Here is a 23,377-nt window from a genome sequence, read left to right as displayed (position 1 = left end):
TACCTCCGTTGGAGGTATGGGAAAAGGTTCTGGTCAGCCAGGAGTTCCTCGAGGAAGATATCCATAGCGAGCCGGGATGTATCGCCTGCCACGGCGGCCAATCGGAGACGCTGAACAAGGACGAGGCCCACGACGGCCTGGTCGCCAAGGTAAGCGCCAGCCCGGATGAACCCTGCGGCAGCTGCCATGTTGGGGTTGTGGAACAGGTTCGCGACAGCCAGCACCGCATGCAGCACGGTTATCAAGAGGTGCTGAAAGATCGCGGGGCAGACTTTACGATTCCGGAGATGGCAACTGCCTACACAACCCATTGTACCTCCTGTCATGCCGATTGTGGGGATTGTCATATCAGTCGTCCATCTGCGTTGGATGGTGGCCTGATCTCCGGCCATAAGGTGAAACGGGTTGCCAACGTCAATCTGACCTGTGGTGGCTGCCATGGTGCACGTATCGCCGATGAATACAAGGGCAAACATGAGGGTATCCCCGCCAGCGCCCATTGGAAACAGGCCGGCATGCCCTGCACCAAGTGTCACACCATGGATGAATATCATAACATTAGCCACGGCACGCGTTACGAAGGCGCACCAAAGCCATCCTGTACCCAGGCAGGCTGTCATGAAAATATCGAGCCCGGCGATGGCAATCTGCAGCACGCCATTCATAACAACACCGTGTCCTGCCAGGTATGCCATGCGGCGGGCGAGTATAAGTCCTGCTACAATTGCCATACCGGGCGGGATGAGCAGGACATTCCATACTTCACCACCGACGAATCGGAAATGACCTTCAAGATCGGACACAATCCGATTCAGAGCGAAGACCGCCCATGGGATTGGGTTCTGGTGCGACATGTGCCGGCCACCAGCGAGATCTTTGATTTCTACGGCGAGGGGTTGCTGCCAGAATTCGATGAGGTTCCCACGTGGAAGTACACGACGCCTCACAACATGCAGCGCATCACCCCTCAAAATGAGAGCTGCAACAACTGTCACGGCCAGGATGATCTCTTCCTCATGGAATCTGATGTGATCGACGAAGAGCTGCAAGCCAACCGGGACGTGATTGTCACCGATATCCCCGCTGCCCGAACGGAGGTGTCAGAGTGACGAACCGCTGGAAACTCCTGTTGCTGGTATCGACAGCAGCATTGGTATTGGCGGCCGTCGTGATGCTTCCGGCTGCTACTGTGAATGCCCAGGAGGCCACGCCTCAGAGCAATGAGGACTGTCTGGTTTGCCACCAGCAGGAAGGGCTCGAAATGGAGCTGGCCTCGGGGCACATATTGCCTGTGACGGTGGATGGCGCTGAGTTGGAGGGTTCCGTGCATACGGGCCTTGGCTGCCAGGAATGTCACACGGACATCGAAGGCTATCCCCATGGTGAGATCGTGATCCAGGATCGACGCGACCTCACGATTCACTACAGCCAGAGCTGCGCCAACTGCCATTCCGATGAGGCACTGAAGCAGGTAGACAGTGTTCATGCCCGGGTGGCTGCTTCCGGTGTGCGAGAGGCGGCTGTCTGCGCGGACTGCCATGGCAGCCACAATATTCAACCCATCAGCAGCGAAAAGCACGATGATATTCCGCCAACCGCCTCATCGGACATGTGTCTGAAATGCCACAGCGTCATTCATCACAAATTCATGGGCAGCGTGCATGGCGAAGCGCTGGAAGCAGGAGATCCCGATGCGCCATCATGTATCTCTTGCCATCCTGCCCACACGGCGACCGACCCCCGCTCACTGGAATTCCGACTTCAATCGCCGGAGATGTGTGGCACCTGTCATGCTGACGAGGAAATGATGGAGCGGCACGATATCTCAACCCAGGTCTTCGAGACATACGTGGCTGACTTTCATGGCACCACGGTTATGTTGTTCGACAAGATCTCTCCGGACCAACCGACCAATAAGGCTGTCTGTACAGATTGTCATGGCACCCACGCCATTGCCAGCCTCGATGATCCTGAAGCTGCCATGGGCCTCCAGGAAAACCTGGTCGAGACCTGTCGGGAATGCCACCCTGATGCCAATACCAACTTTGCAGAAAGCTGGCTGGGCCACTACTGGCCGAACTGGGAAACCTTTCCCCTTGTCACTGCCGTCACCTGGTTTTATCGCATCCTGATACCGGCGTTACTTGGGTTCTTCATCCTGTACATCGTAATTGATGCACAGAAGCGGATTCGAGTTCGACGGGCGGAGCGAAAAGGAGCGGAGTCATGAGTGATCAAGGCAGACAATACCTTCGCTTCATCAAGTCGGACAGGATACTTCACCTTCTGTTGCTGTTGTCCTTTACCGTTCTTGGCTTGACAGGCGTTCCACAGAAATACGCGGATTCTGGCTGGGCTGTGAGCATGATCCGTTTCATGGGCGGCATTGAGCAGGTGCGCACGATACACCATATATCGGCTGTAGTGCTCATCCTGGTTTCCATTGCCCATATTGTTCAGGTCGGCTATCGCGTCTTTGTGATGCGCGTTGAGCTCGACATGTTCCCGACCCTGAAAGACTTCACCGACTTCGTAGACGCGATCAAGTATAACCTGGACATCTCCGAGAAACATCCCGATTACGCCCGCTACAACTTCATGGAAAAACTGGAGTATTGGGGTGTGATCTGGGGTACAGCCCTGATGACTGTCACCGGCTACGTGTTGTGGAATCCCATCACGACGACCAAGTATCTTTCCGGTGAGGTTGTACCGGCCGCAAAGATTGCGCATGGACTTGAGGCGATACTGGCAATTCTTACCATCCTTACCTGGCATGCCTACTTCGTGCATATCTCCCGGTTCAACAAGAGCATCTTCACAGGGTACCTCGACGAAGAGGCCATGAAGGAGGAACACAGCGCCGAGCTGGAAAAACGCCTGGCTGGTGAGGTTCGGCAGCCACCAGACGCAGAAACCCGCTGGCGGCGATTGGTCATCTACACTCCTATTGCCACCCTCTTCATCATCGGATCGTTTCTGGCAACCTGGTGGTTTCTAACCGATGAGACGACGGCGATCTCCACAGTACCGCGGATTGCCGCCGAGGAAGAGGCGTATAAGCCTGTGCCACTTCCGACACTGGAACTGGCATCGCAGCGACCGGCACCACCGGAAGCGCCTGCCGTGATTCCACAGCCGACCCCGGCGCCAGTTACCATCAGCTCCCATGATGTCGGACCGGAACACAGCGACTGCCTGCTCTGTCACGACCCGGATGGTCTGATCGCGCCGGCGCCGATCGATCATAAGGGACGAACCAACGATCAATGTCTCTCCTGTCACCAGGCCGGGGGAGGTGAACAATGAGGGTCGCAACACGTTCCCATATCCTGTATCTGGTAATCGCCGCAGTGGCGCTCGCATTGTTGTTACCCTGTTCGGGGCTGGCGCAGGCACCGGAACCTCACAAATACATCGAAGAGTATAACGGGCCAGAAACCTGTGAGATGTGTCATGCCGGCATTACCGACGACGTGATCCACACCGTCCACTACACGTGGGAAGAAAAAATGGATCACTACAGTCCCATCCCGGCTACCATCGCGCGGATCAACTGGTTGGGAATCCTCAATTCGGAGCTGAACATTCCTGGAGGTTGTGGTCGCTGTCATATCGGCGATGGCAGTTTACCCATGCCACCCGATGAGGTGACCGCCGCGGAGAAGGCTGGGATCGACTGTCTGATCTGCCATTCTCCTACCTACGACACCAGTCTGCGGTTCCCGGAGAGGGACGATGAAGGCAACTGGAAGCTGACACAGGATCAGACCTTGATGAGCGCCCGTCAGGCACAGCGGCCACCTTCTCAGAACTGTCTGCTGTGCCACCAGAATGTCGAGGGTGGCCCCTTGATAATACGTGGCGTCGACTTCGCTCCCGTAGCTGACAGGCACGGCGAAACCAGCGTCGGCGACTATCATGCCGATGCCGGTTTCGATTGTGTGGACTGCCATGAATCAGAGAACCACAAGGTTACCGGGTTCGGACCGACGCTTTTCAGCCGCGATCTGCCCGATGATCGTCTTTTATGCGATACCTGTCATACCAGCACTCCCCATGGGGATCCGATCCTGAACAATCACCTTCGTCTGGACTGTCGCGCCTGCCACGTGCAGAGCACCGGAGGTCTGATCCATCGTGATTGGACAGCCGAACCAGATTTTGACCCGATTACCGAACTTTTTTCGCCTGTCAGCGATGTGCAACCCCCAAATTCGGTGCCGGTAGTTTTCCGCTGGTTTGACGGCGGTATGGCAAAACCGGACGAACCCTGGCCCGGCGATCGCGCCGACGAAAACTCTCGTATTCAACCCTTTAAGGAATACACAGGTATCGTACCAGTAGACGCAGATTCTGGCATACCGATTCCCTTGAAGTTGGATCCCTTCTTCACAGAGGGTGATCTTGAAAAGGCGATTCTCGTCGGTGCCGAGCAGTCCGACATGGACTACAGTGGGTCCTGGGAACCCAAGGAACTCACCACTTATATCCAGATCAGCCATGGCACTGCGGGAGGTGATGCGGCCCTTAGTTGCCCCGACTGCCACGTGGCCGATGGTGTGATGGACTTCGAGGCGCTTGGCTACACTGCCGACGAGGTTACCTTGTTTACCTCGCTTAGCTCGGCCGATGCCGGCGTCCGACAACCTCTCAAGATGAATGTTGTCGTACCCGAGCCTGTGCCCTTGCCGACACCGGTAGTCCTCAGTGGTGAGGTGGAAGCGGGCTCTTCCGAAGGAATGAGGATTTCCTTTAACCCGTGGCTGGCAGCTCTGGCTGTCATCGCAATCTTGGGCGGGGTAGGGTTCTGGCTTTCGCGCCAGCGCCCCCCATCCAAGACTAAAACTGGCGCATAGACGAAAACACACCCACGTTTACTCGTCTTTGCATGGCCTCTTGCTGGCAATCCCCTGCCGGCAGGGGGCCAACTTCGTTAATGGTTCTGGCTTGTCCAGGTCAGGTACTCAGCGCCCGGTTCAGATCCTCCATCAGGTCCTCCGCACCCTCGATTCCAATAGACAGCCTCAACAAACCATCTGTGATGCCGAGTTCGGCGCGGGCCTCCGGCGGTACAGCGCGATGGCTTGCCATGACAGGATAGAGAGCCAGTGAGAAGACGTCGCCCAGGGTAGTGGCGGGAAGGATCAACTGCAACGAGTCGAGAAAACGGAAAGCCGCTTCCCGGGTGGCTTCCTTCAACTCAAAAGCGATCATGGCCCCGAATCCCCGGGTGCCGAACTGCTGGAGAGCCAATGCATGTTGGGCGTGGCCCGCTAAACCGGGATAGTGTACATGGTTCACGGCGGGATGTTGAACAAGCCAGGCCGAGATCTCCCGGGCATTGGCACATTGTTGCCTCATGCGCAGGGCAAGGGTCTTGAGTCCCCGGAGCGCCAGCCACGCGACCTCCGGCGCCAATACGGCACCGATCATCTTTTCTATCGCAAATAACCGGCTGCGATTCTCGTTCGAGGTTACCACAACCCCGGCCAGTACATCACCGTGTCCGCCGATATATTTGCTGGCTGAATGAACGACGAAATCGGCGCCAAGGTCAAGGGGTCGGCAAAGATAGGGCGTGGAGAAGGTGCTATCGACGATCAGCGAAGCCCCGACCCCCTTGGCGATCGTGGCCAAACCTGGCACATCGGCTACAGTGAGAAGCGGGTTGGAGACCGTTTCGGTGATGATTGCCGCCGGATTTATTTCCTGAGCAACGGCACGAATCTGCTCGAGATCGGTTATGTCCATGAAATGGGTCACCGTGCCTTGCTCCGCCATCAGCGTGTTGAGCAGCGCGTAGGTCGCGCCGTAGCAGGCGCTGGCGGCGATAACGTGGCTGCCGGCACGCACACCGGCAGCCAATAGCGCAGCGTGGACCGCGGCCATGCCCGATGCGGTGGCAAAAGCGGCATCTCCCTCCTCCAGCGTGGCCATGGCACTCTCGAAAGCTGACACCGTGGGACTCCCGTAGCGTCTGTAGACATAACCGGGCTCAACGCCACCAAAAACGGCGTCCATATGCCGGGCCGAACCGTGTACGAATCCTACACTGTGGTAAATCGGCGTTGTTACCGGGGTAGCTTTGGGGGCCGAAGCGCCCTCGCCGGCATGAACCGCCTGGGTGAAGATGTTGGTCATGGGGACTCCCTATGCCAGATCGTGCTCGAAAGCGTAAAGGGCCGCCTGGATGCGATCCCTCAGTCCCATTTTGCTGAGGATATTGGAGACGTGGTTTTTGACAGTGCCTTCGCTGACGACCAACTGATCGGCGATCTCCCGGTTTGTGGCGCCGGTGGCAATGAGACGAAGCACTTCAAGCTCGCGATCGGTCAGGCCATGGCTCTGGGGCTTTTTTGGGGAGGGGGAGGGGCGCTTCTCAGGTTGCGTATTGAGCATGCCAACCAATTTGCCAGCCACTGAGGGATCCAACTGATAGATGCCTGCATTGGCCAATTGCACGGCTTGAGCCAGGTGTGTCGCCGGAATGTCCTTGAGAAGATAGCCAGTGGCCCCGGCATGGAGCGATTTGATGATATATTCATCGTCGTCAAAGGTGGTCAACATCAAGATCTGACAGGAGGGCATGCGTTGACGGATCTGAGCCGTGGCAGCAATACCATCCATCACCGGCATCCGCACGTCCATCAAGATGACGTCGGGGCGCAAGGCAAGCGCTTTTTCAACCGCCTGGCGTCCATCGGTGGCCTGTCCGACAACGGCCACGCCATCCTGGATGTTCAGCAAGGATGCGATTCCTTCACGCACCAGTCTCTGATCGTCGACAACCAGCACAGTGACATCACTCATGCTGCACCTGACAGCTGCAACTGGGCGGGATTCTTTGGCACGGTAACGACAAGCTCCGTTCCCCTCTCCGGATCGCTGATGATGGCAATCTCTCCTCGCACCAGTTCGACCCGTTCCTGCAATCCAAGCAAGCCGAAGCTGGCATCCGGGGAGGATGCAAACTCCCCAAGATCGCCGGTGTCGAAACCATCGCCGTCGTCGCGAACATTGAGACGGGCCAGTTCATCACCAAGCTGCACATCCAGGATTACATGGTGGGCGCTGGCATGTTTTTGAACGTTGGTCAGGCCTTCCTGGGCGGCTCGATAAAGGGCGACCAGGGCCGGCCGGGCATAGCCAGATTCGTCGCCGTCGACGTGGAGTTCCACGGACAGAGTGTCGCTGTCCAATCTGCTGACCAGGTCTTCCAGCGCCTCCCTAAGGGAGAAGACCTCCTCGGGACTGCGTAAGGCGGCAACGGATTGGCGTACATCCTGAAGCGCAGCTTGAGCCGACAAGCGGGCATCGACAATCGCCTGTTCCGCCTCTTCCGGACTGCGTTCACGGTAGGCCTGGGCTTTCTCCAACTGAATGGAGACCGCCGTCAGGTGATGGCCCAGGCTGTCATGGATCTCTCTCGCCAGCCGGTTGCGCTCTTCGGCGGCGGCCAATTCGGCGGCTCCTATTGCGTAGACCTCGAGCTGCCGGTGGGAGGTGGCCAGCCGGTCCAGAAGCTGTCTCATCTGCTGGCGGCTGCCTTCCTCGCGGCGAAGGATTCGGGCGATGGAGAGCATGAAGATCATGGCCAGGGTATAGATAACGCTGTTTGTGATTCCTGTGCTGTCTGATAACAGAGCGGCCTGGTCCAGGAACAGGGCTCCTGCACTGCCCAATACCCAGTAGAAAAGGGCGAATATCAGACCTGCCTTTGGCCCGATGGCGAAATAGGCAGCAAAGGGAATAACCGGATAAAGAAGAATAGCCAATCCAGAACAGTCGAGCAGCACTATTCCCTGGACGAGAGCCATTCGCATCGTGAGCAAAACTACACCGAGACGGGATGGTTCCAATAAGTGGCCACGGGCCAGTTCGAAACGCTCCACCACGGGTAGTGCTGCGATCATTAACAGCATGGCAAAAAATCGCCCCGACCTGGGCCCGGTCGCGCAGGGGCTGATCAGGTTCAAGTACAGTACGATGCCGCCGACTATCCAAACATAGGCGGCCATGAAACCGACGCGAAACGATCCCGGGGTACCCGGGTCTGGATTGAGCCACTCTCTCAGCTTGTCTACCATCGACTGACCTCGTGTGCGCCAACTGTTCCATTAGTATAACACAAGGCGGAAATCGGAATCAATATGCCGACCGACACATCCTCCTGTTAGCCGATAGTCATGTGACTATCGGCCTATGGGCCGGGAAAAATGGGCCCATGAATGTCCCCTCTGGCACATGCACGAAAATTGACAAGCGACTATACTGGGAGTATACCTAGAAGAATGTCCATTCCAGGAGTAGCAAATGAAGAACGGTGGAATAGTTAATCGGGATTCCCTGAGGATTATGAGGATGCCCGCGGCAACAGCGAGTATGTTGCTGGTCTTTTTCATGATGCTGACCACGCCCGTTTTGGCGTACGCGCCGCAAGAGTCGCGAAACCTGCTCGGATCCAAGACGCTGGCCATTGTGCGTGCTCGTGGCGCCACAATGCACGAGTCTCCAGGAGGCGAGGTGCTGGAAACGCTTCCACGGGGTACTGTTTTGTGGGCAATCGGTCGCTCGGAGGACGCCAGCTGGGTCTCTGTGGTAGTTCCCGATGGCCTGTCGGGTTGGGTGCAGACCGATGAGTTGGTCGTGTTTGCCGTGGAATACTTGCCCGTGACCAGCGATTACGCGGCTGGATTCAGCGGCGGCGTTGACGCGCAATCACCTGATGATCCAACTGTGACTTCATCCACATCCGAAGCGGTTTCATCGGGAGCTGATAAGTTATCGATGGATGCAACGGTGACGACCGCCAGTCAGCGACTCAACGTGCGATCAGGTCCTGGCACCGGGTATCCTGTGATCGGCCGTCTGGCTCCTTCCGAGGCGGTTGCTGCTCTGGGTCGAAATGTCGATGCGGATTGGATCCAGGTGGCGTTGCAGGATGACGGTTTCGGCTGGGCAAGTGCCGCGTTTCTGGAGGTGGACGGCGAGGTCGATGCGTTGCCGGTGTCCGATGTGGTCAGTGCCGCAGAGCCATTGCCGATTGCAGCGGCGACTTCCGCCAGGTCGACCGGGCTAACAGGCAAGCTTGTGTTTCAGGACCGGTCGGGTGGCAAGATCTACAGCTATGATCTCGGCAGTGACTCGCTAAGGCCATTGACCGACGGCGCCGATCCTGCCATCAGTCCCGATGGCCGGACCGTTGCATTCTGGCGGGGAGGTGGGCAGCATACGCTTCACCTGATCGACATTGACGGCAACAACGAGCGCCAGATGCTGACCCGTGCGGAACCGTTGCGCGGGCCAACCTGGAGTCCCGATGGACAGTCGATCGCCTTCTCCAGAGTCAACGGCGAGGGTGCTTGTCGTGATGCCGGACATGGCATTTGTCTGCCCGATCAATTTCCTTACAACCTGCTCTTTCCCCTCAAAACCATGGATCTCTGGGGAGTCAGTCGCGTGGATCGGGACGGTGGTAATTTTCGTGACCTGCCCACTTTGAACTCCGCCATGGCGGCTGATTGGGGTGACGCCGGAGTGCTCTACCACAGTGGCACCGGTATTCAACTCACCGGCGATTACAATGGCGCGGAAAATCAGGCGATCCTGAACGAGTTTCGCTTTCAGGACCCGGCGTGGCAGCCGGGAGGCAACCGTCTGGCATTCCAGAGCCAGGAGAAGGACCATTGGGAGATCTTCACAGCTACTGCTGACGGGCAGAATGTGGTGGCCTTGACCAGGCCTGCCACTACGCTGGTGGATGCGTTGCCCCACAATGTGGCACCGGCGTGGAGTCCCGATGGCCAATCGATTGTTTTTCTCAGCAATCGTAGCGGCGATTGGGCGATATGGGTGATGAATGCTGACGGCAGTAATCAACGGCAGCTTTCCATCGATGTCCCCATCCAGTATGGCTTCGTGGCCGATCAGCCGATTTCCTGGGGCAGGTAGTCCCAGCTTATGAATTGAGGAAGTTTCCATGATGAACGATCAAAGTAACATTGCCCTGAGACGCGTTGGGTCGGCGGCGGCCCTGCTGATCCTTCTATTCCTGGTTGGCTGTTCAGCGACCGAGCCGTTCACCACGGGCCAGGCAGAGCCTGTAGAGCCGGTGGCGGCGGCAGTCGCCGGCCAGCAGGCCACGCCAACGCCCATTGTAGTCAGCACACCATCGACAGAAAGCGCTCAGGGGATCGAATCGGAAAGTGGGGGCGCTGTTGCTTTGTTTGGTGCGCCGGCCCTGACCTATAACGGCGAGATCATGGCCGATCGGGTTGTACCGGTGATCGGTGAGCTGGCAGGCCAGATCATGGACCTCAACGTCGACGTTGGCGACCATGTCAATGAGGGTGATATTTTACTCAGGGTCGACAGCGCCATCTACGAGGCTCAACAGGCCCAGGCGCTGGCCGGCCTGGAGTTGGCCCAGTCACAACTGGATTTGGCGATGACGGAGCCCAAACAGACCGATCTGGATGCCACCCGGTCCGCCGTGGATGCTGCCCGCGCCGCTTACGAGCAGGCGTTGAAAGGGGCCTCCGAAGAGGACAAGCGACTGGCCCTTTCTCAACTCAAGCAAGCAGAGGCTGGTGTGAATATCGCCCAGGGCATGTATGACCGCATCGCGGGTCAGCCCTTTGCCAGCATGATGCCGGAAAGCCTTGAGCTTCAAATGGCTACCCTGGGTCTGGAAGCAGCGCGGGCCGGGTATGACAAAGTGTTGAAGGGCGCGACTGCGGATATGATTGCAGGAGCCTATGCCCAGTTGAAAGGCGCTGAGGCACAGTTGGCGATGTTGGAGCGTGGTGCGGAACCCGCTCAGATCCGGGCTGCCGAAGCGGGCGTCAAGCAAGCGGAGTTGGGCCTTTACCTGGCACAACTGCAATTGGGAAAGGCCACCATCGAATCACCGACGGATGGCTTTGTCTACCAGTTGGATGCGACCGAAGGGGCGATGGCAGGCCCCGGTGCGCTTCTCATGATCCTTTTCTCCGATGATGTCAAGATACTCGTTAAGGTGGAGGAGTCGCGTTACCAGGATATCTCCGAGGGGATGCCCGCAAGGATTCGTGTCGATGCCTTCCCGGGGCGTTCCTTTGACGGCGTTGTCTCGGCAATCGCGCCGAGCTTTGATCATGCCACACGTACGATCGAAGTCACAATCCGGCCTGCCGGCGACGGTGCCGGAGATCTCAAACCTGGCATGTTCGCTACCGTCGAGCTGATGGAGCAGTAGCCATGAAAATTTGGGATGTCTCGATCAAAAATCCTGTCTTCATCACCATGATCATGCTGGCCCTGGCGGTGGTGGGCATCATTGCGTACAACAATATGCCGTTGGACTTCTTTCCGGATGTCTCCTTTCCTACACTGGCCGTGATAACGGTCTATCCGGGCGCCGGTCCCGAGGAAGTGCAGAATCAGGTTACTCGACCTATCGAAGAGGCGTTGGTAACTGCCCCAGGGGCCGAAGAGGTACAATCCCAGTCGGGCGAAGGCTTCTCCATGGTGTTGGTCAGCTTCAATCTGGACAAGGATGTCGACCAGGCAATTCAGGATATTCGCGAGAAGATAGCCAATGTGCGGAGCGAGCTGCCGGAGGATATTCTCGAGCCTTCCCTGCAGGCTTTCGATCCTTCCTCTTTTCCGATCATGAATGTATCGGTGTCGGCGCAAGCAGGAACGGCTGCGGCTGAGAATGTTCGCTTGACCGTTTCTGATGAGGTCCTTCCCCGCCTTCAACGGATCGAAGGAGTGGCCGATGCTTCCGTGAGCGGTGGGCAGGAGCGCGAGATCCAGGTACTGTTGGATGCGAGTGCTCTCAAGGCCCGCAATGTTGCGCCGCAACAGGTCATAGGCACTATCATGGCCGAGAGCTGGAGTATCCCCGGCGGCAGCGTGCAGCAGGAAGGCAAAAATCTGCTGATTCGTACCCCGGGCAACTTTGACACGGTCGATGATATTGCCAATCTTCAGATCGCTTCACCTCTGGGGGCCGTTCGCGTCGGCGATGTCGCGACTGTGCAGGATGGCTGGAAGGAACTGGACACCTACAGCCGCTTGGATGGACAGGACTCGGTGACCATCGCCATCAACAGGCAGTCTGGTACCAACACGGTTCAGGTAGCCGGGCGTGTTCACAAGGAACTGGACCTCCTGGGCGAGGCGCGGCCCGACCTTCACTTGATCGTCGTGCAGGATCAGTCGGAGTTTGTGGAAGAAAGCTTTGACGATGCCATGCGCGAGTTGCTTATCGGCGCGTTGATGGCTTCTTTAGTCGTATTCATCTTTTTCCGAAACATCCGCAACACCCTGGTGACCGTTGCCGGCTTGCCTTTCATTCTGCTGGGCACCTTTGCTGTCATGGCGGCGCTGGACATGACCCTGAACATTGTGTCACTTCTGGCGTTGAGTCTGTCTGTTGGTCTGATCATCGACGATGCCATTGTGGTCCGGGAGAACATCTTCCGCCACATGGAGATGGGTAAAACGCCCGAACAGGCGTCCAGTGACGGCACCGCCCAGGTTGCCACGCCGGTCGTCGCCATGACTCTGACCATTGTTGCGGTCTTCCTTCCCATCGCTTTCGTTGGCGGTTTGGTTGGAAAGTTCCTCAACTCCTTTGGCGTTGTAGTAAGCGTGGCCGTATTGATCTCCTTGTTCGAAGCGCTAACCTTTGCACCCATGCTGTCTGCCAAGTTTTTCAAGCAGGAGGAGGCGAAGTTCACCGAGGAAGAGGCAGAATCCCTGGAACATGCCCATGCCAGTCTCGGTTGGTTGGATCGGGCCTATCAAACAGTTCTCGGTTGGACCTTGCGGCACCGCTGGATTACCCTTCTGGCCGGCGTGGCCCTCCTGGTAGGCGCTCTGTACGGGACCACGTTCCTGAACAAAGCTTTTATGACCACAATTGACCAGGGTACTGTGAATATGGCCCTGTCGCTGACTCCCGGCACGGCCCTGGCCGAAACCGACCAGGCCAGCCGCGAACTGGAGACAAGACTTCTGGCTCGGGAGGACGTTGACTCCGTATTGACCAGTGTGGGCGGATTGGGAACCCCCGAAAATGCCACCTTTTTTGTTGCGCTGGCTGAGGGTAAACCCCTGGAGGATTTCATCGCCTCCGCTCGAACCGAGTTCGCTGAGGTGCCGGGACTATCCATCAGCGGCGGCGACTTCATGTCCATGATGGGCGGAGGAACCTCCGTTCTGGGAAAACCGGTCCAGATCATTCTCCAGACCATCGGCGACCCCGACGAACTGAATCAATTCAGTGTTGGCCTCGCGGAGCAATTGAAGCAGGTACCGGGACTGGTGGACGTAGATGTGTCCTATCGACCGGGAAAGCCCGAGGTTCTTCTGGTGGTGGACCGGCGTCGAGCCGCGGATCTCGGCCTCAACATAGCGACGATTGGTAGCACAGTCCGTACCCTGGTCGAGGGTTCGGAGGTGGCGACCTTCCGGGGCGAAGGTCCTGAGGCTGAGATCCGTGTCCAGTTACAGGAAAAGGATCGGGATGAACTCGACCAGATCCTCGATCTGCAGGTGCCGACGGAACGGGGTTTCGTGCCATTGCGTCAGATTGCTCATCTGCAGGCGGCGAGCGGTCCAACGCAGTTCAATCGACTCGACCGCCAGAATGCCGTCATTATCGGTGCCAACACCTTCGATCGCGTCGTTGAGGACGTGGTGGAGGATGTGACATATTCGCTGGAAAACACGCAGTTTCCGCCGGATGTCTCCTGGAAATTCAGTGGTGAACAGGAGATGCAGGATGAGGCTTTTACAGCTATGGGAACCGCCATGCTGTTGGCCATGGTCTTTGTCTATATGGTGCTGGCCTCCCTGTTTGGTTCCTTTGTTCAACCTTTGGTCATCATGTTGGCGTTGCCTCTGGCGGCCATTGGTGGCCTGCTGGCCCTGCTTATCTTCAACTTCCCGCTGGATATGACTGCTATGATCGGCCTTATCCTTCTGATGGGGCTGGTTACCAAGAACTCGATTCTTCTGGTGGACCTGACGAATAAGTTGAGACGTGACAAGGGAGTCCCGCGGGACGACGCTCTGATGATCGCCGGTCCCATCCGCTTGCGGCCCATCCTGATGACGACTCTGGCGCTGATTCTGGGCATGTTGCCCGTCGCTATCGGCCTGGGTTCAGGCAGTGGCTTCCGCCAACCCATGGCGATAACGGTCATTGGAGGCTTGATCACTTCCACCTTGCTGACGATTCTCCTGGTACCCACGGCCTACAGTCTGGTCGAGGGCGCGACCGGGCGTTATCATCGGTGGCGACTGGATCGGGCGGCGCGCAGAGAGCAAAAACGGGACGCCAAAGAGCAACAGGAGGCGGCAAGCCAGGCTTAGTAGCTGTTTGAAGAGGGTTTGAAGACCCAACAAACCCATGGACAAGACTTTTCAAACAGTTTCTGATGAATCACGACGAGGTCCGCCTGCAGAAATCGGGCAGACCTCGTTTTTCTGTTGGCACGGTTGGCATAATCCTTATGCCCTCAAAGGATCAGCATGGCATCTCCGAAGGAATAAAAGCGGTAGCCCTCCTTGATTGCCTCCTGGTAGGTGTGGTCGATCAGGTCCTTGCCCGCAAATGCACTGACCAGCATCAACAACGTGCTGCGGGGCAGATGAAAGTTGGAGATCATCGCATCCACGGCACGAAAGCGGTAGCCAGGCCGGATGAAGAGATTGGTTTCTCCTTCGAAAGCGGCCACCCGTCTCCATGGGCAGGCATCGACGTCGTATGGATCAAGGCCTTGAGCACCTGTCGCCCCCCATTCCAGGGATCTGACGGCTGTGGTACCCACAGCCACGATCCGTCCTCCTGCCAGCGTTGCCTCGTTGACCCGACGGGCGACATCTGCCGAAAGCGTTGCCCATTCGCTGTGCATGGGATGGTCTTCGACACGTTCGGTGCGCACAGGCTGAAAGGTATCGAGACCGATATGCAGGGTAATGAAAGCCAGACCGATGCCCTGGCGACGCAGGGCCACCAGCAGGTCGGGAGTAAAGTGTAGCCCGGCTGTCGAGGAGGCTACCGAGCCCTCGATACGGCTGTAGACGGTCTGGTAACGCTCTGGGTCGTCCAGCTCCTGGTGAATGTAGGGCGGTAAGGGTACCTGGCCGGCCTCATGCAGCCACTCGCCAACTGCAGGCGAGAACCGGACCACGCGACTGCCCGAGTCTGTTTCGGCGACGATGGTGCCGGTGATAGCGGCTTCGGACGCCTTGGGCGTCTCGATGAGGATGGTTACGCCGGGGCGCAATCCCTTGCCCCGCACCAGGCACTGCCAGTTGCCGTCAGCCAAGGGGTGTAAAAGCAAGATCTCGACGCGGCCCCCGGTCGGTTTGTGGCCAAACAGGCGGGCTGGAATGACGCGGCTGTCGTTGCCCACCAGTTGATCACCGGGCTCAAGATAGTCGACCACATTCCTGAACATCCGGTGCTCCAGCCTTCCGCTGTTCCGGTGTACCACCAGAAGGCGGGATGCGTCCCGGGGTTCAATGGGGACTTGAGCGATCCGTTCGGCGGGAAGATAGTAGTCAAAATCGGATGTTTTCATCGCCCTGCTTCTGCGACGGCTACGAACTCTTTGAAGAGACGGCGGTGGACCTCATGCAGTTCGAAAAACCGTTCAGGATGCCATTGGACGGCCAGGACCCATCCCTCTTCTCCTGTTTCGAGTGCCTCAATCAGCAGCGGCTCCCCGGTCGTGGACGCCGATGGGAGGAATGCTGGCGCCAGAGTGTCCATGGTCACCGCCTGGTGGTGATAAGTGTTGGTAACAAAGTGCCCATCCAGGCCCAGGACTTTGGCCAGGAGGGATCCTGATGTCACGTCGACATCATGATATCGCACGCTTTCCTCGGGAGATTTATGGCCTTCTACATGCTGTAGCAGGCTGCCTCCTGCTGCGATGTTCAACACCTGCAGGCCCCGACATACGCCCAGGATGGGAATACCGGCCTGCAACGCTGCACGCGCCAGTGGAAGCTCAAGTTCGTCTCGGTCGATGTGAATGTCATCGGGATCACTGCCCTGAAGCGGCTCGTTGTAGAAACGAGGGTGGATGTCGCCGCCCCCGGGCAAAAAAAGGCCATCCAGACGCGCGATTTGTTCATCCGGTGCCAGATCGGCCGTTTCCGGCGTCAGCACCACCGGTTCGCCGCCAGCCCAGACGACTGCCCACCAATAGTCACGAAACCAGCGATTCTGGTAAGGTCTCTCATTCGTCCGGGTCGTAATGCCGATACGTGGTGAGGGTGTGACAGTCATTGAAGAGACCCGAGTTCAGTGCGGGGGAGAGAGGCAGTTGATGCAAATGTAAGTGACTGGGACACCTACCAGAGGCCCGGTTGCTGGCCAGATGGCGAGTCCGATTCGGGCCGGGCGATTCCGAGGTGTTGGTAGGCTGCACGAGTCGCCACCCGCCCTCGCGGGGTGCGGTCCAGAAACCCCAACTGAAGCAGGTAAGGCTCTACCACGTCCATGATGGTGGCCGAATCCTCGCTGATCGCCGCAGCAATGGTCTCCAGGCCCACCGGCCCACCGTCGAATTTCTGGATAATCGTGTGCAGTACCTTTCGGTCCAGGTCGTCCAAACCCAGCGAATCGACCTCGAGCAGCGCCAGGGCTGTGTCTGCGATTGCGGGTGTGATGATGCCGTCTGCCCTGACCTGAGCATAGTCTCTGACTCGCCGCAAGAGGCGTAGGGCCACCCGAGGGGTTCCGCGCGCCCGCCGGGCGATCTCCTGGGCGCCTTCAGGTGTGATGTCGACCTCCAGCAGCCTGGCCGCCCGGTCGACAATCTGTTCAATCGCCGCCTGTTGGTAGAAATCGAAGCGGTAAATCGCACCGAAGCGGGAGCGCAGTGGTGCCGTCAACAGGGCGAGGCGCGTGGTCGCGCCGATCACCGTGAAGCGTGGCAGCTTGAGGCGAATGGAACGGGCACTGGGACCCTTGCCGATCACGATGTCCAGAGCGAAATCCTCCATGGCTGGATAGAGGATTTCCTCCACTGCCCTGCCCAATCGGTGTACCTCGTCGATGAAAAGGATGTCGCCCTTGCGCAGATTGGTGAGGATTGCCGCCAGATCGCCGGCGCGCTCGATGGCCGGTCCGGCGGTGACCTTCATGTTGACCCCCATCTCGTTGGCCAATATGTGGGCAAGGGTGGTTTTGCCGAGGCCGGGCGGGCCGTAGAGTAACACGTGATCAAGGGCCTCTTCTCGTTGTCGGGCGGCCTCGATCAATATCTCCAGATTGCTGCGGAGACGGTCCTGCCCGATCATTTCCTCAAGCAGTTTGGGCCTTAACGCGGAATCAAGGACGATCTCTTCCGGGCGCTTTTTGGCGGATATTGTGCGTTCTTCCATGACAATGATCGGCAAGGTTGGGTTGATTCAGATCAGCGGGGCTGATTATACCAGACAGGAAACGAATGTGCGAACACGTCAGACACAAAAACGACCCCACTGGACACCAGTGGGGTCGTTAAGCTCAATCGTTGCTCAGAATCTGGCGATTAGACATTCAACCAGCCTTGATCCTCCAGGAACTGGGTGAGACCAGGAATGCTGAACTTTTTGCCCTCGTAAGCCAGAATGGCATAGTAGAGTGGCAGTAGCCAGAGGAAGATCATCACCGGCAGCAGAACACACAGGAACGGCAGACAGATGATCGACGCCGTGAGAATGGGGATCACAATGATCCACATGATCGACTGCAGCCCCCAAAGGATCAGGGAGAGCACCAGCGATTGCACGGCGTGATAGCGCTGGAAGGGTCGTTTGTTGCTTGTCTCCGAGATCAGGATGATGATTGGCAGCAGCAAGCCAAACACCGGCAGCAATTGGGCCGTGTAGGAAAGAGCCGCCATAACCTTATCGTCGTTGCTGGCAGCCGGATCATACTCGGTGGTGCCGACCAAACGATCGGTCAGCGTTGGTGTCTCCTCCGGCAGTGACTCGGCTGTCTTTTCGACCGACTCAGTCCGCTGGTTGGGAGAATCGCTTGAAACGTCGCTATCAATCCCATCAACTTTCACTTCATCCGTCGCTGTATCCAGATCACCCATTCGTTTGTCGACCGCTCGCAGGATGGTCGTACGGTTGCTGTGGGCAGCTTCATAGTCTCTGATGGCCTGTAGACCATCTCTATCCAACTCGGGTAGCAGAGGAACCACCTCTCTAACCGTCAGATTTTCGTAGCCCTCGATGGGCAGATTGACCTGAGCACCTTTGCCGGTGCTGATGTTTTCGGTCACATTATCCTCCTTCGATCAATTCATACTGTGGACAAGCAGGCAAGAAAACAAGTAGATAAGTAGACAAGTAGACAAGTAAATAAGTAAATAGGTTAGCCGCCCTTGTTTCCTTGTTTCCTACTTTCTATACGGTCAAGTGGTGTCAGGGTTTCAGAATCTGGGTGGAAAAATGGAATGAATCGCCAGCCTGTGCTAAAATTGCTGGAGGAGGTACTCGGATGACACGTGTTCTTTTTATGGGGACGCCCGATTTTTCCGTGCCAAGCCTGGCAACACTGGTTTCCGGACCCTACGATATCGTGGGGGTGGTGACCCAGCCAGACAGGCCAGGCGGGCGCGGTCGAAAGCTGCGGGAGTCGCCCGTGAAGTACTACGCGCGGCAAGAGGGGATGGTTGTGCTACAGCCTCAGAGCCTCAGGAACCCGGAAGCGGTAGCGGACCTGGCGCGTCTCGCGCCGGAGGTCATTGTGGTTGCCGCCTTTGGGCAGATCCTGCGGCCTGCGCTGCTAAATCTTGCTGCTCACGGTTGCATCAACGTGCATGCATCCCTCTTACCCCGTTGGCGAGGGGCTGCACCGGTGCAGGCGGCAATCCTGGCGGGCGATCAGGTGACCGGCAGCACCATCATGTTGATGGACGAGCATTTGGATACTGGACCCCTGCTGGCCCAGGCGGCAATGCCGATTCGTGATGACGATACAGGTGCTACCTTGACAGACCGGTTGGCCCACCATGGTGCGGGTCTGCTCGGCGAGACGCTGCCCAGGTGGCTGGCCGGGGAGATCAATCCTCAGGAGCAGGAGGAGACCCTGGCCACGATCTGTCGGCCGCTGCGCAAGAAACAGGGATGCATCGATTGGCGAAAGGCTGCAGCAGAGATCGCCCTGGCTATTCGAGCCTATTACCCCTGGCCCGCGGCTTTCACAACCTACAGCGGCCAGCCGCTCAAGGTATTGTCCGGCCGCGCGGATCAGGAATCCAGGTCGGATCGGCCTGCTGGGACTGTTATCAGAGGACCTGATGGTATTGGGGTCGTGACCGGAGAGGGTGTCTTGATCCTTGATAGTGTGCAGCCGGCTGGAAAGCGCGCCATGCCGGTTTCAGATTTTGTGCGGGGACGGCCCGGATTCCTGGGGGCCAGGCTGGGGGATGATGGCTGCTCGTAATGCCACTCCCACAAAGTTAGCATTTGGCGAAACAAAGGCCGCGTGCTATAATCGTCGTGTTCGTCGGGGCGTGGCGCAGTTTGGTAGCGCGCTTGAATGGGGTTCAAGAGGTCGGAGGTTCAAATCCTCTCGCCCCGACCAGACACTTATCACACCTCCCTCGCAATCTATTCGCGGGGGATCGGTGTGTTTCAATGCCTCGGATTTTTTTCCTCGCTTTCCACGATTATCAATACGGGGTGGCTTCTCTACCGAGAGCTGGTAGACATAACCCGTTAGAATAGGACAGGTATAGAAGGTGCCTATGTTTCACCAGATAAATGTCGATGGCTCGTGGGCAATGAAGGATCACTATTCATCCGATGCCAATCTGGTGCTGTTATGAAGGCGATGTGAATGATTTCCTTGCTGAGGTGCCGGATAAATCGGTGAAGTTGATTCTTACGTCGCCTCCATACAACCTCGGGAAAGAATAAGAGAATCGGGTGGCCATCGAAGCCTACCTGGAGCAGCAGGCCGCCACCATTGCAGAGCTTTATCGTGTGCTGGCTGATGACGGCAGCATTTGCTGGCAGGTGGGTAACTTCGTCGAAGATGGTGAGGTCTTTCCGCTCGATATTCTCTACTACCCTATCTTCAAACGTCTTGGACTATATCTTCGAAACCGGCGGGCAATGGGGGCCGAGCGGGAAGCTCGATACACCGACTTTATCCGAGAGCGTATTGCAGCCTATTATGCGGGCACATTACGAATTCGCCCTATGGGTAAACCGGTTCACAAGCCTACAGGCAAAGAAAAGATTACTCAGGTACCAATCGAGTGGCAGTCAAATGCTTATCATGGAAAGGGAGAGGAAGAAGGGTAGTTCCTCATGAGGATCGTCAAGCGGTATTCACATCTGAACGGAGAAGAGTATTTGTTGGTGCACCAACCAGAACTGTATCAAGAGGTCGAGGATGCTATCACGGCTGTTGATGCGAAAGTTTGTCTGATCAAGGAGTCGAAGGAACGAGAAGGAAGTACATAATGTCCTGCGGCATGGGCGAACCACCCCTCCGGTACCGGTGATTATCATTGGCATAGCCCCCTGAGTGTTCAGGCGAATGCGGCACCTACCTCGATACACAAGCGATCAAATCGACGTTTGCTGTATCATGACAACTGTGCTAGTATTGATTGACGCAGCCTGAGTCATTTTTAACGATGTACAGCCAATTTGGCCGATGGCGTTCTTGCCATCGGCCTTTAACTATGGAAGCTGCGGTTTCTCGGGAATCATGGACCTGTCAACATACGGCGCGGAGTGGCGTTACCGGTTTACTGCCGATGAGATCGACCATCTGGAACGGGTTGAACAAGGGTTGGCCCTGATATCCGATATCAGCCGTGCCGACGTAACGCTGTTGGTACGGGATGGCGATGTCGCCCTGGTGGTTGCCCAGGCACAGCCTCACTCCATCGCCACGCTGTACCGTGAGCCCTGGGTCGGACGACCTCTTTCTTTCCAGGAGAACCCTCTGATATCGTCCGGCTTGATGCAGGGGCGAAGAGGGCAGCGTCAGAGGAACCTGCTCGACCAGGGAACTCCCATTATCCAACAGGTGCTGCCGGTTATTTCTTCCAGTGGCCGAACTATTGCGGTGCTCCAGATCGAGACCAATCTGATTGCCTATGAACGGCACAAGCGCCGCCATCGCAGCTTTCGAAAGGCGGTTACGTGGCTTCAGACCATGGTGTTGCGCGGAGATCTGGAAGGCGCAGAGCAATTGAGTCGGTTTGGTGAATGGGACGGCATCCTCTTCGTGGATCAAACCTACCACATCCGTTACCTGAGCGGCATCGCCAATAACCACTATCGACGTTTGGGCTATCTGGACGATCTGCACGACAAGCACATCGGCGATCTCCAGACGCGCGACGAAATGCTTGTGAGGGATGCCTTCAAGACCGGCATCTGTCAGGAGCATGAGGTGGTGGAAGGGGACCGTCATTGGACACGCAAAGTTGTTCCAATCCGGAGTTATGGTCCCGGCTGGTGGCCGCGCAATCGTATCAGCACGGGCAATAGCGTGCCTACCCTACGTGGCGCCATTATCATGGTACACGATGACACCGAGGCTCGACGCCGGGAACTGGAGCTTCAGATTCTGGCGACCATGATCAAGGAGGTCCATCACCGGGTTAAGAATAACCTCCAGACCGTTGCCTCGATCCTGCGCATGCAGGGCCGCCGCACCGATAATCGGGAGACCCGACAGCAGTTGAATGAGGCGGTAAACCGGGTGTTGGCAGTGGCAATCATTCACGAGTTCCTGTCGGGCGATGACAAACAGGCCATCAATATTCGGGATGTCTGCCAAAGAATCGTCAAACAGACCCAACGGGCGGCTGTCAGTCCCGACAAGAACATCGACCTGAACGTGATCGGACCAGTCATTTATCTACCCAGCCAGCAGGCGACAGCCTGCGCCCTGGCGGCCAATGAGTTGGTGCTGAACGCCCTGGAACATGCGTTTGTTGACAAGGAGTCAGGCAGCGTCCTGGTACGCCTGGTCGATGCAGGCGATCAAGTGACACTGGAGATTTCCGACGACGGCGGCGGTCTGCCAGAAACCTTCGACCCCCAAACAACCAGTGGACTTGGTCTGATGATCGTGCGGGCTCTGGTGGAAAGTGACCTGAAAGGGTGTTTTTCCATGGAACAGACCAGCGGTGGTACCAAAGCCCTGGTGACTTTCCAAAAAGATAATCTGTAAGAAATCAATTCTGGTGACTGGCCCAACGGAGGCACCGGCAAGGAGATGGAAGTGGACGAAAATAAGAAACCCAATCGAGTAATCATCGCCGACGACGAGGCCCTCATTCGGCAGGACCTGAGGGAGATGTTAAGCAATCTCGGGTACCTGGTAATTGGCGATGTCGGCGACGGACTCAGTGCCGTCAACCTGGCCCGGGAACTCAAGCCCGATCTGGTGATCATGGACATCAAGATGCCTGACATGGATGGCATTGAAGCTGCCAGGATACTGACCGAGGAAGGTGTTGCACCGGTGTTGCTGCTCTCCGCCTACAGCCAGCGTGATTTGGTGGAGCGGGCTGCGGAGGCAGGTGTCTCAGGCTATGTGATCAAACCCTTCGACGAGTCCAATCTACTGCCGGCAATAGAGGTTGTGCTGGCCCGCTTCGAGGAGTACCAGGAGATATCAAAGGACGCGGCGCGACTTGAAGATAGGCTGGCGACCCGGGTCGCGGTGGACCGCGCAAAGGGGATATTGATGGACCATCGGGACATGACCGAGCAGGAGGCGTTTCGCAATATTCAGCGCATGAGCATGAATAATCGTAAGTCCATGCGCGAGGTTGCGGAAGCAATCATCCTGGCTCATCAGATGACTCTGCCCGAGGAAGATTGATCGCCTGTTTCCCGGAATCGATAGAACCTGGCAAGGTGGGCGGCAGCCTCGTTGAGCAAGTCCCCACTCTGTCGATGCCATTTAACGCCTGGTCACCTCATGGGGACGAGGCGTTTTGGCATCAATCAGGCATTGCAGGGCCGCTTGGATTGGGATCAAACAAGGGGGAAAAAAGATGTTGTGCTTCCGAGAAGATCACCAAAGAGGTTGAAGCCGGTCAGCGAGAGAATCAGAAGAGTCAGGAGTAGAACCAGAAGAGCGAGCAAGCCGGCAATCAAGCCAGCTACGAAAAAACCACAGCCAAACTGAAAGCCGTCGCCGAAGCTCAGACCAACCGGTGGCCTGGCTTGCGCGGCCTGTTCCGGAGAAGGTTCTGGCGTTGTGGGATCGGCTGGTGTCATTACTCTCTCCTGAGTCGGTCCAACTTGTGGTTCTTGGTATTGTAGCACAGCCTCTGGACCGCTACAAAGATCATCTTTGCCAAAGGCAGCCGCTCTGGGCTATAATCGA

18 protein-coding genes, 1 tRNA gene and 1 pseudogene are annotated in these 23,377 nt (G+C 57.2%); 12 read left to right on the top strand and 8 right to left on the bottom strand.

Going from position 1 to position 23,377, the window contains the following annotated elements; all coding sequences use genetic code 11:
• Positions 1-8: 8 nt before the first annotated feature.
• From U9R25_01440 to U9R25_01425, 4 genes are read left to right on the top strand one after another with little or no spacing between them, the layout of a single operon-like run.
• Positions 9-1,109, top strand: a complete 1,101-nt coding sequence (locus U9R25_01440; protein ID MEA3334542.1) for a hypothetical protein — start codon at positions 9-11, stop codon at positions 1,107-1,109.
• Positions 1,106-2,230 (top strand): cytochrome c3 family protein, encoded by a 1,125-nt coding sequence (locus tag U9R25_01435; protein MEA3334541.1) that lies wholly within the window; start codon positions 1,106-1,108, stop codon positions 2,228-2,230. Before U9R25_01440 ends, U9R25_01435 begins: the two co-directional genes overlap by 4 nt.
• Positions 2,227-3,309, top strand: coding sequence for a cytochrome b/b6 domain-containing protein (locus U9R25_01430; GenBank protein ID MEA3334540.1), 1,083 nt, complete (start codon positions 2,227-2,229; stop codon positions 3,307-3,309). The genes U9R25_01435 and U9R25_01430 overlap by 4 nt, the downstream gene beginning before the upstream one ends.
• On the top strand, positions 3,306-4,859 hold the full coding sequence (locus tag U9R25_01425; GenBank protein MEA3334539.1) for a hypothetical protein: 1,554 nt from the start codon (positions 3,306-3,308) through the stop codon (positions 4,857-4,859). Before U9R25_01430 ends, U9R25_01425 begins: the two co-directional genes overlap by 4 nt.
• Positions 4,860-4,959: 100 nt before the next feature.
• On the opposite strand, the gene U9R25_01420 is transcribed toward U9R25_01425, so the two are convergent.
• The 3 genes from U9R25_01420 to U9R25_01410 are packed head-to-tail and all read right to left on the bottom strand — an operon-like array spanning position 4,960 to position 8,090.
• Positions 4,960-6,144: a PLP-dependent aspartate aminotransferase family protein gene (locus U9R25_01420; protein MEA3334538.1), complete on the bottom strand. Its 1,185-nt coding sequence runs from the start codon at positions 6,142-6,144 to the stop codon at positions 4,960-4,962.
• A gap of 9 nt (positions 6,145-6,153) precedes the next feature.
• Positions 6,154-6,813 (bottom strand): response regulator transcription factor, encoded by a 660-nt coding sequence (locus U9R25_01415; GenBank protein MEA3334537.1) that lies wholly within the window; start codon positions 6,811-6,813, stop codon positions 6,154-6,156.
• Entirely contained in the window at positions 6,810-8,090 is a 1,281-nt protein-coding gene (locus U9R25_01410; GenBank protein ID MEA3334536.1) for a histidine kinase, read from the bottom strand. Before U9R25_01410 ends, U9R25_01415 begins: the two co-directional genes overlap by 4 nt.
• 226 nt (positions 8,091-8,316) lie before the next feature.
• Between U9R25_01410 and U9R25_01405 the strand changes: the two genes are divergently transcribed.
• From U9R25_01405 to U9R25_01395, 3 genes are read left to right on the top strand one after another with little or no spacing between them, the layout of a single operon-like run.
• On the top strand, positions 8,317-9,954 hold the full coding sequence (locus U9R25_01405; GenBank protein ID MEA3334535.1) for an SH3 domain-containing protein: 1,638 nt from the start codon (positions 8,317-8,319) through the stop codon (positions 9,952-9,954).
• Between the two features lie 28 nt (positions 9,955-9,982).
• On the top strand, positions 9,983-11,239 hold the full coding sequence (locus U9R25_01400; GenBank protein ID MEA3334534.1) for an efflux RND transporter periplasmic adaptor subunit: 1,257 nt from the start codon (positions 9,983-9,985) through the stop codon (positions 11,237-11,239).
• 2 nt (positions 11,240-11,241) lie between these two features.
• On the top strand, positions 11,242-14,370 hold the full coding sequence (locus U9R25_01395; protein MEA3334533.1) for an efflux RND transporter permease subunit: 3,129 nt from the start codon (positions 11,242-11,244) through the stop codon (positions 14,368-14,370).
• A 146-nt stretch (positions 14,371-14,516) separates the two neighbouring features.
• Here the strand turns inward: U9R25_01395 and queA are convergent, their stop codons facing one another.
• The 4 genes from queA to U9R25_01375 form a co-directional block, all read right to left on the bottom strand.
• The gene (queA, locus tag U9R25_01390; GenBank protein ID MEA3334532.1) at positions 14,517-15,584 is read right to left on the bottom strand and encodes a tRNA preQ1(34) S-adenosylmethionine ribosyltransferase-isomerase QueA; all 1,068 of its coding nucleotides are present in this window, start codon (positions 15,582-15,584) and stop codon (positions 14,517-14,519) included.
• Positions 15,581-16,297, bottom strand: a complete 717-nt coding sequence (locus tag U9R25_01385) for a gamma-glutamyl-gamma-aminobutyrate hydrolase family protein (protein ID MEA3334531.1) — start codon at positions 16,295-16,297, stop codon at positions 15,581-15,583. Before U9R25_01385 ends, queA begins: the two co-directional genes overlap by 4 nt.
• A gap of 65 nt (positions 16,298-16,362) precedes the next feature.
• Entirely contained in the window at positions 16,363-17,406 is a 1,044-nt protein-coding gene (ruvB, locus tag U9R25_01380) for a Holliday junction branch migration DNA helicase RuvB (protein MEA3334530.1), read from the bottom strand.
• A gap of 140 nt (positions 17,407-17,546) precedes the next feature.
• A complete protein-coding gene (locus tag U9R25_01375) occupies positions 17,547-18,287 on the bottom strand; it encodes a DUF4870 domain-containing protein (GenBank protein MEA3334529.1) in 741 nt (246 codons plus the stop codon).
• A gap of 218 nt (positions 18,288-18,505) precedes the next feature.
• On the opposite strand from U9R25_01375, the gene fmt reads away from it, so the two are divergent.
• The 5 genes and pseudogenes from fmt (at position 18,506) to U9R25_01350 (ending at position 22,867) form a co-directional block, all read left to right on the top strand.
• On the top strand, positions 18,506-19,453 hold the full coding sequence (gene fmt / locus U9R25_01370) for a methionyl-tRNA formyltransferase (GenBank protein MEA3334528.1): 948 nt from the start codon (positions 18,506-18,508) through the stop codon (positions 19,451-19,453).
• A gap of 64 nt (positions 19,454-19,517) precedes the next feature.
• A tRNA-Pro gene (locus U9R25_01365) sits at positions 19,518-19,594 on the top strand.
• Positions 19,595-19,757: 163 nt separating this feature from the next.
• Positions 19,758-20,319: pseudogene (locus tag U9R25_01360) on the top strand (DNA methyltransferase).
• Between the two features lie 412 nt (positions 20,320-20,731).
• Positions 20,732-22,210, top strand: coding sequence for a histidine kinase N-terminal domain-containing protein (locus U9R25_01355; protein ID MEA3334527.1), 1,479 nt, complete (start codon positions 20,732-20,734; stop codon positions 22,208-22,210).
• A 51-nt stretch (positions 22,211-22,261) separates the two neighbouring features.
• Positions 22,262-22,867 (top strand): response regulator, encoded by a 606-nt coding sequence (locus U9R25_01350; protein ID MEA3334526.1) that lies wholly within the window; start codon positions 22,262-22,264, stop codon positions 22,865-22,867.
• A 155-nt stretch (positions 22,868-23,022) separates the two neighbouring features.
• Here the strand turns inward: U9R25_01350 and U9R25_01345 are convergent, their stop codons facing one another.
• Complete coding sequence (locus U9R25_01345) at positions 23,023-23,268, bottom strand: hypothetical protein (GenBank protein MEA3334525.1); 246 nt, start codon at positions 23,266-23,268, stop codon at positions 23,023-23,025.
• Between the last annotated feature and the right edge of the window lie 109 nt (positions 23,269-23,377).

It is taken from the genome of Chloroflexota bacterium (genome assembly GCA_034717495.1).
Taxonomy (GTDB): domain Bacteria; phylum Chloroflexota; class Anaerolineae; order JAAEKA01; family JAAEKA01; genus JAYELL01.
The sequence above is the reverse complement of the archived record's forward strand: the minus strand, read 5'-3'. Positions and strand labels throughout refer to the sequence as shown.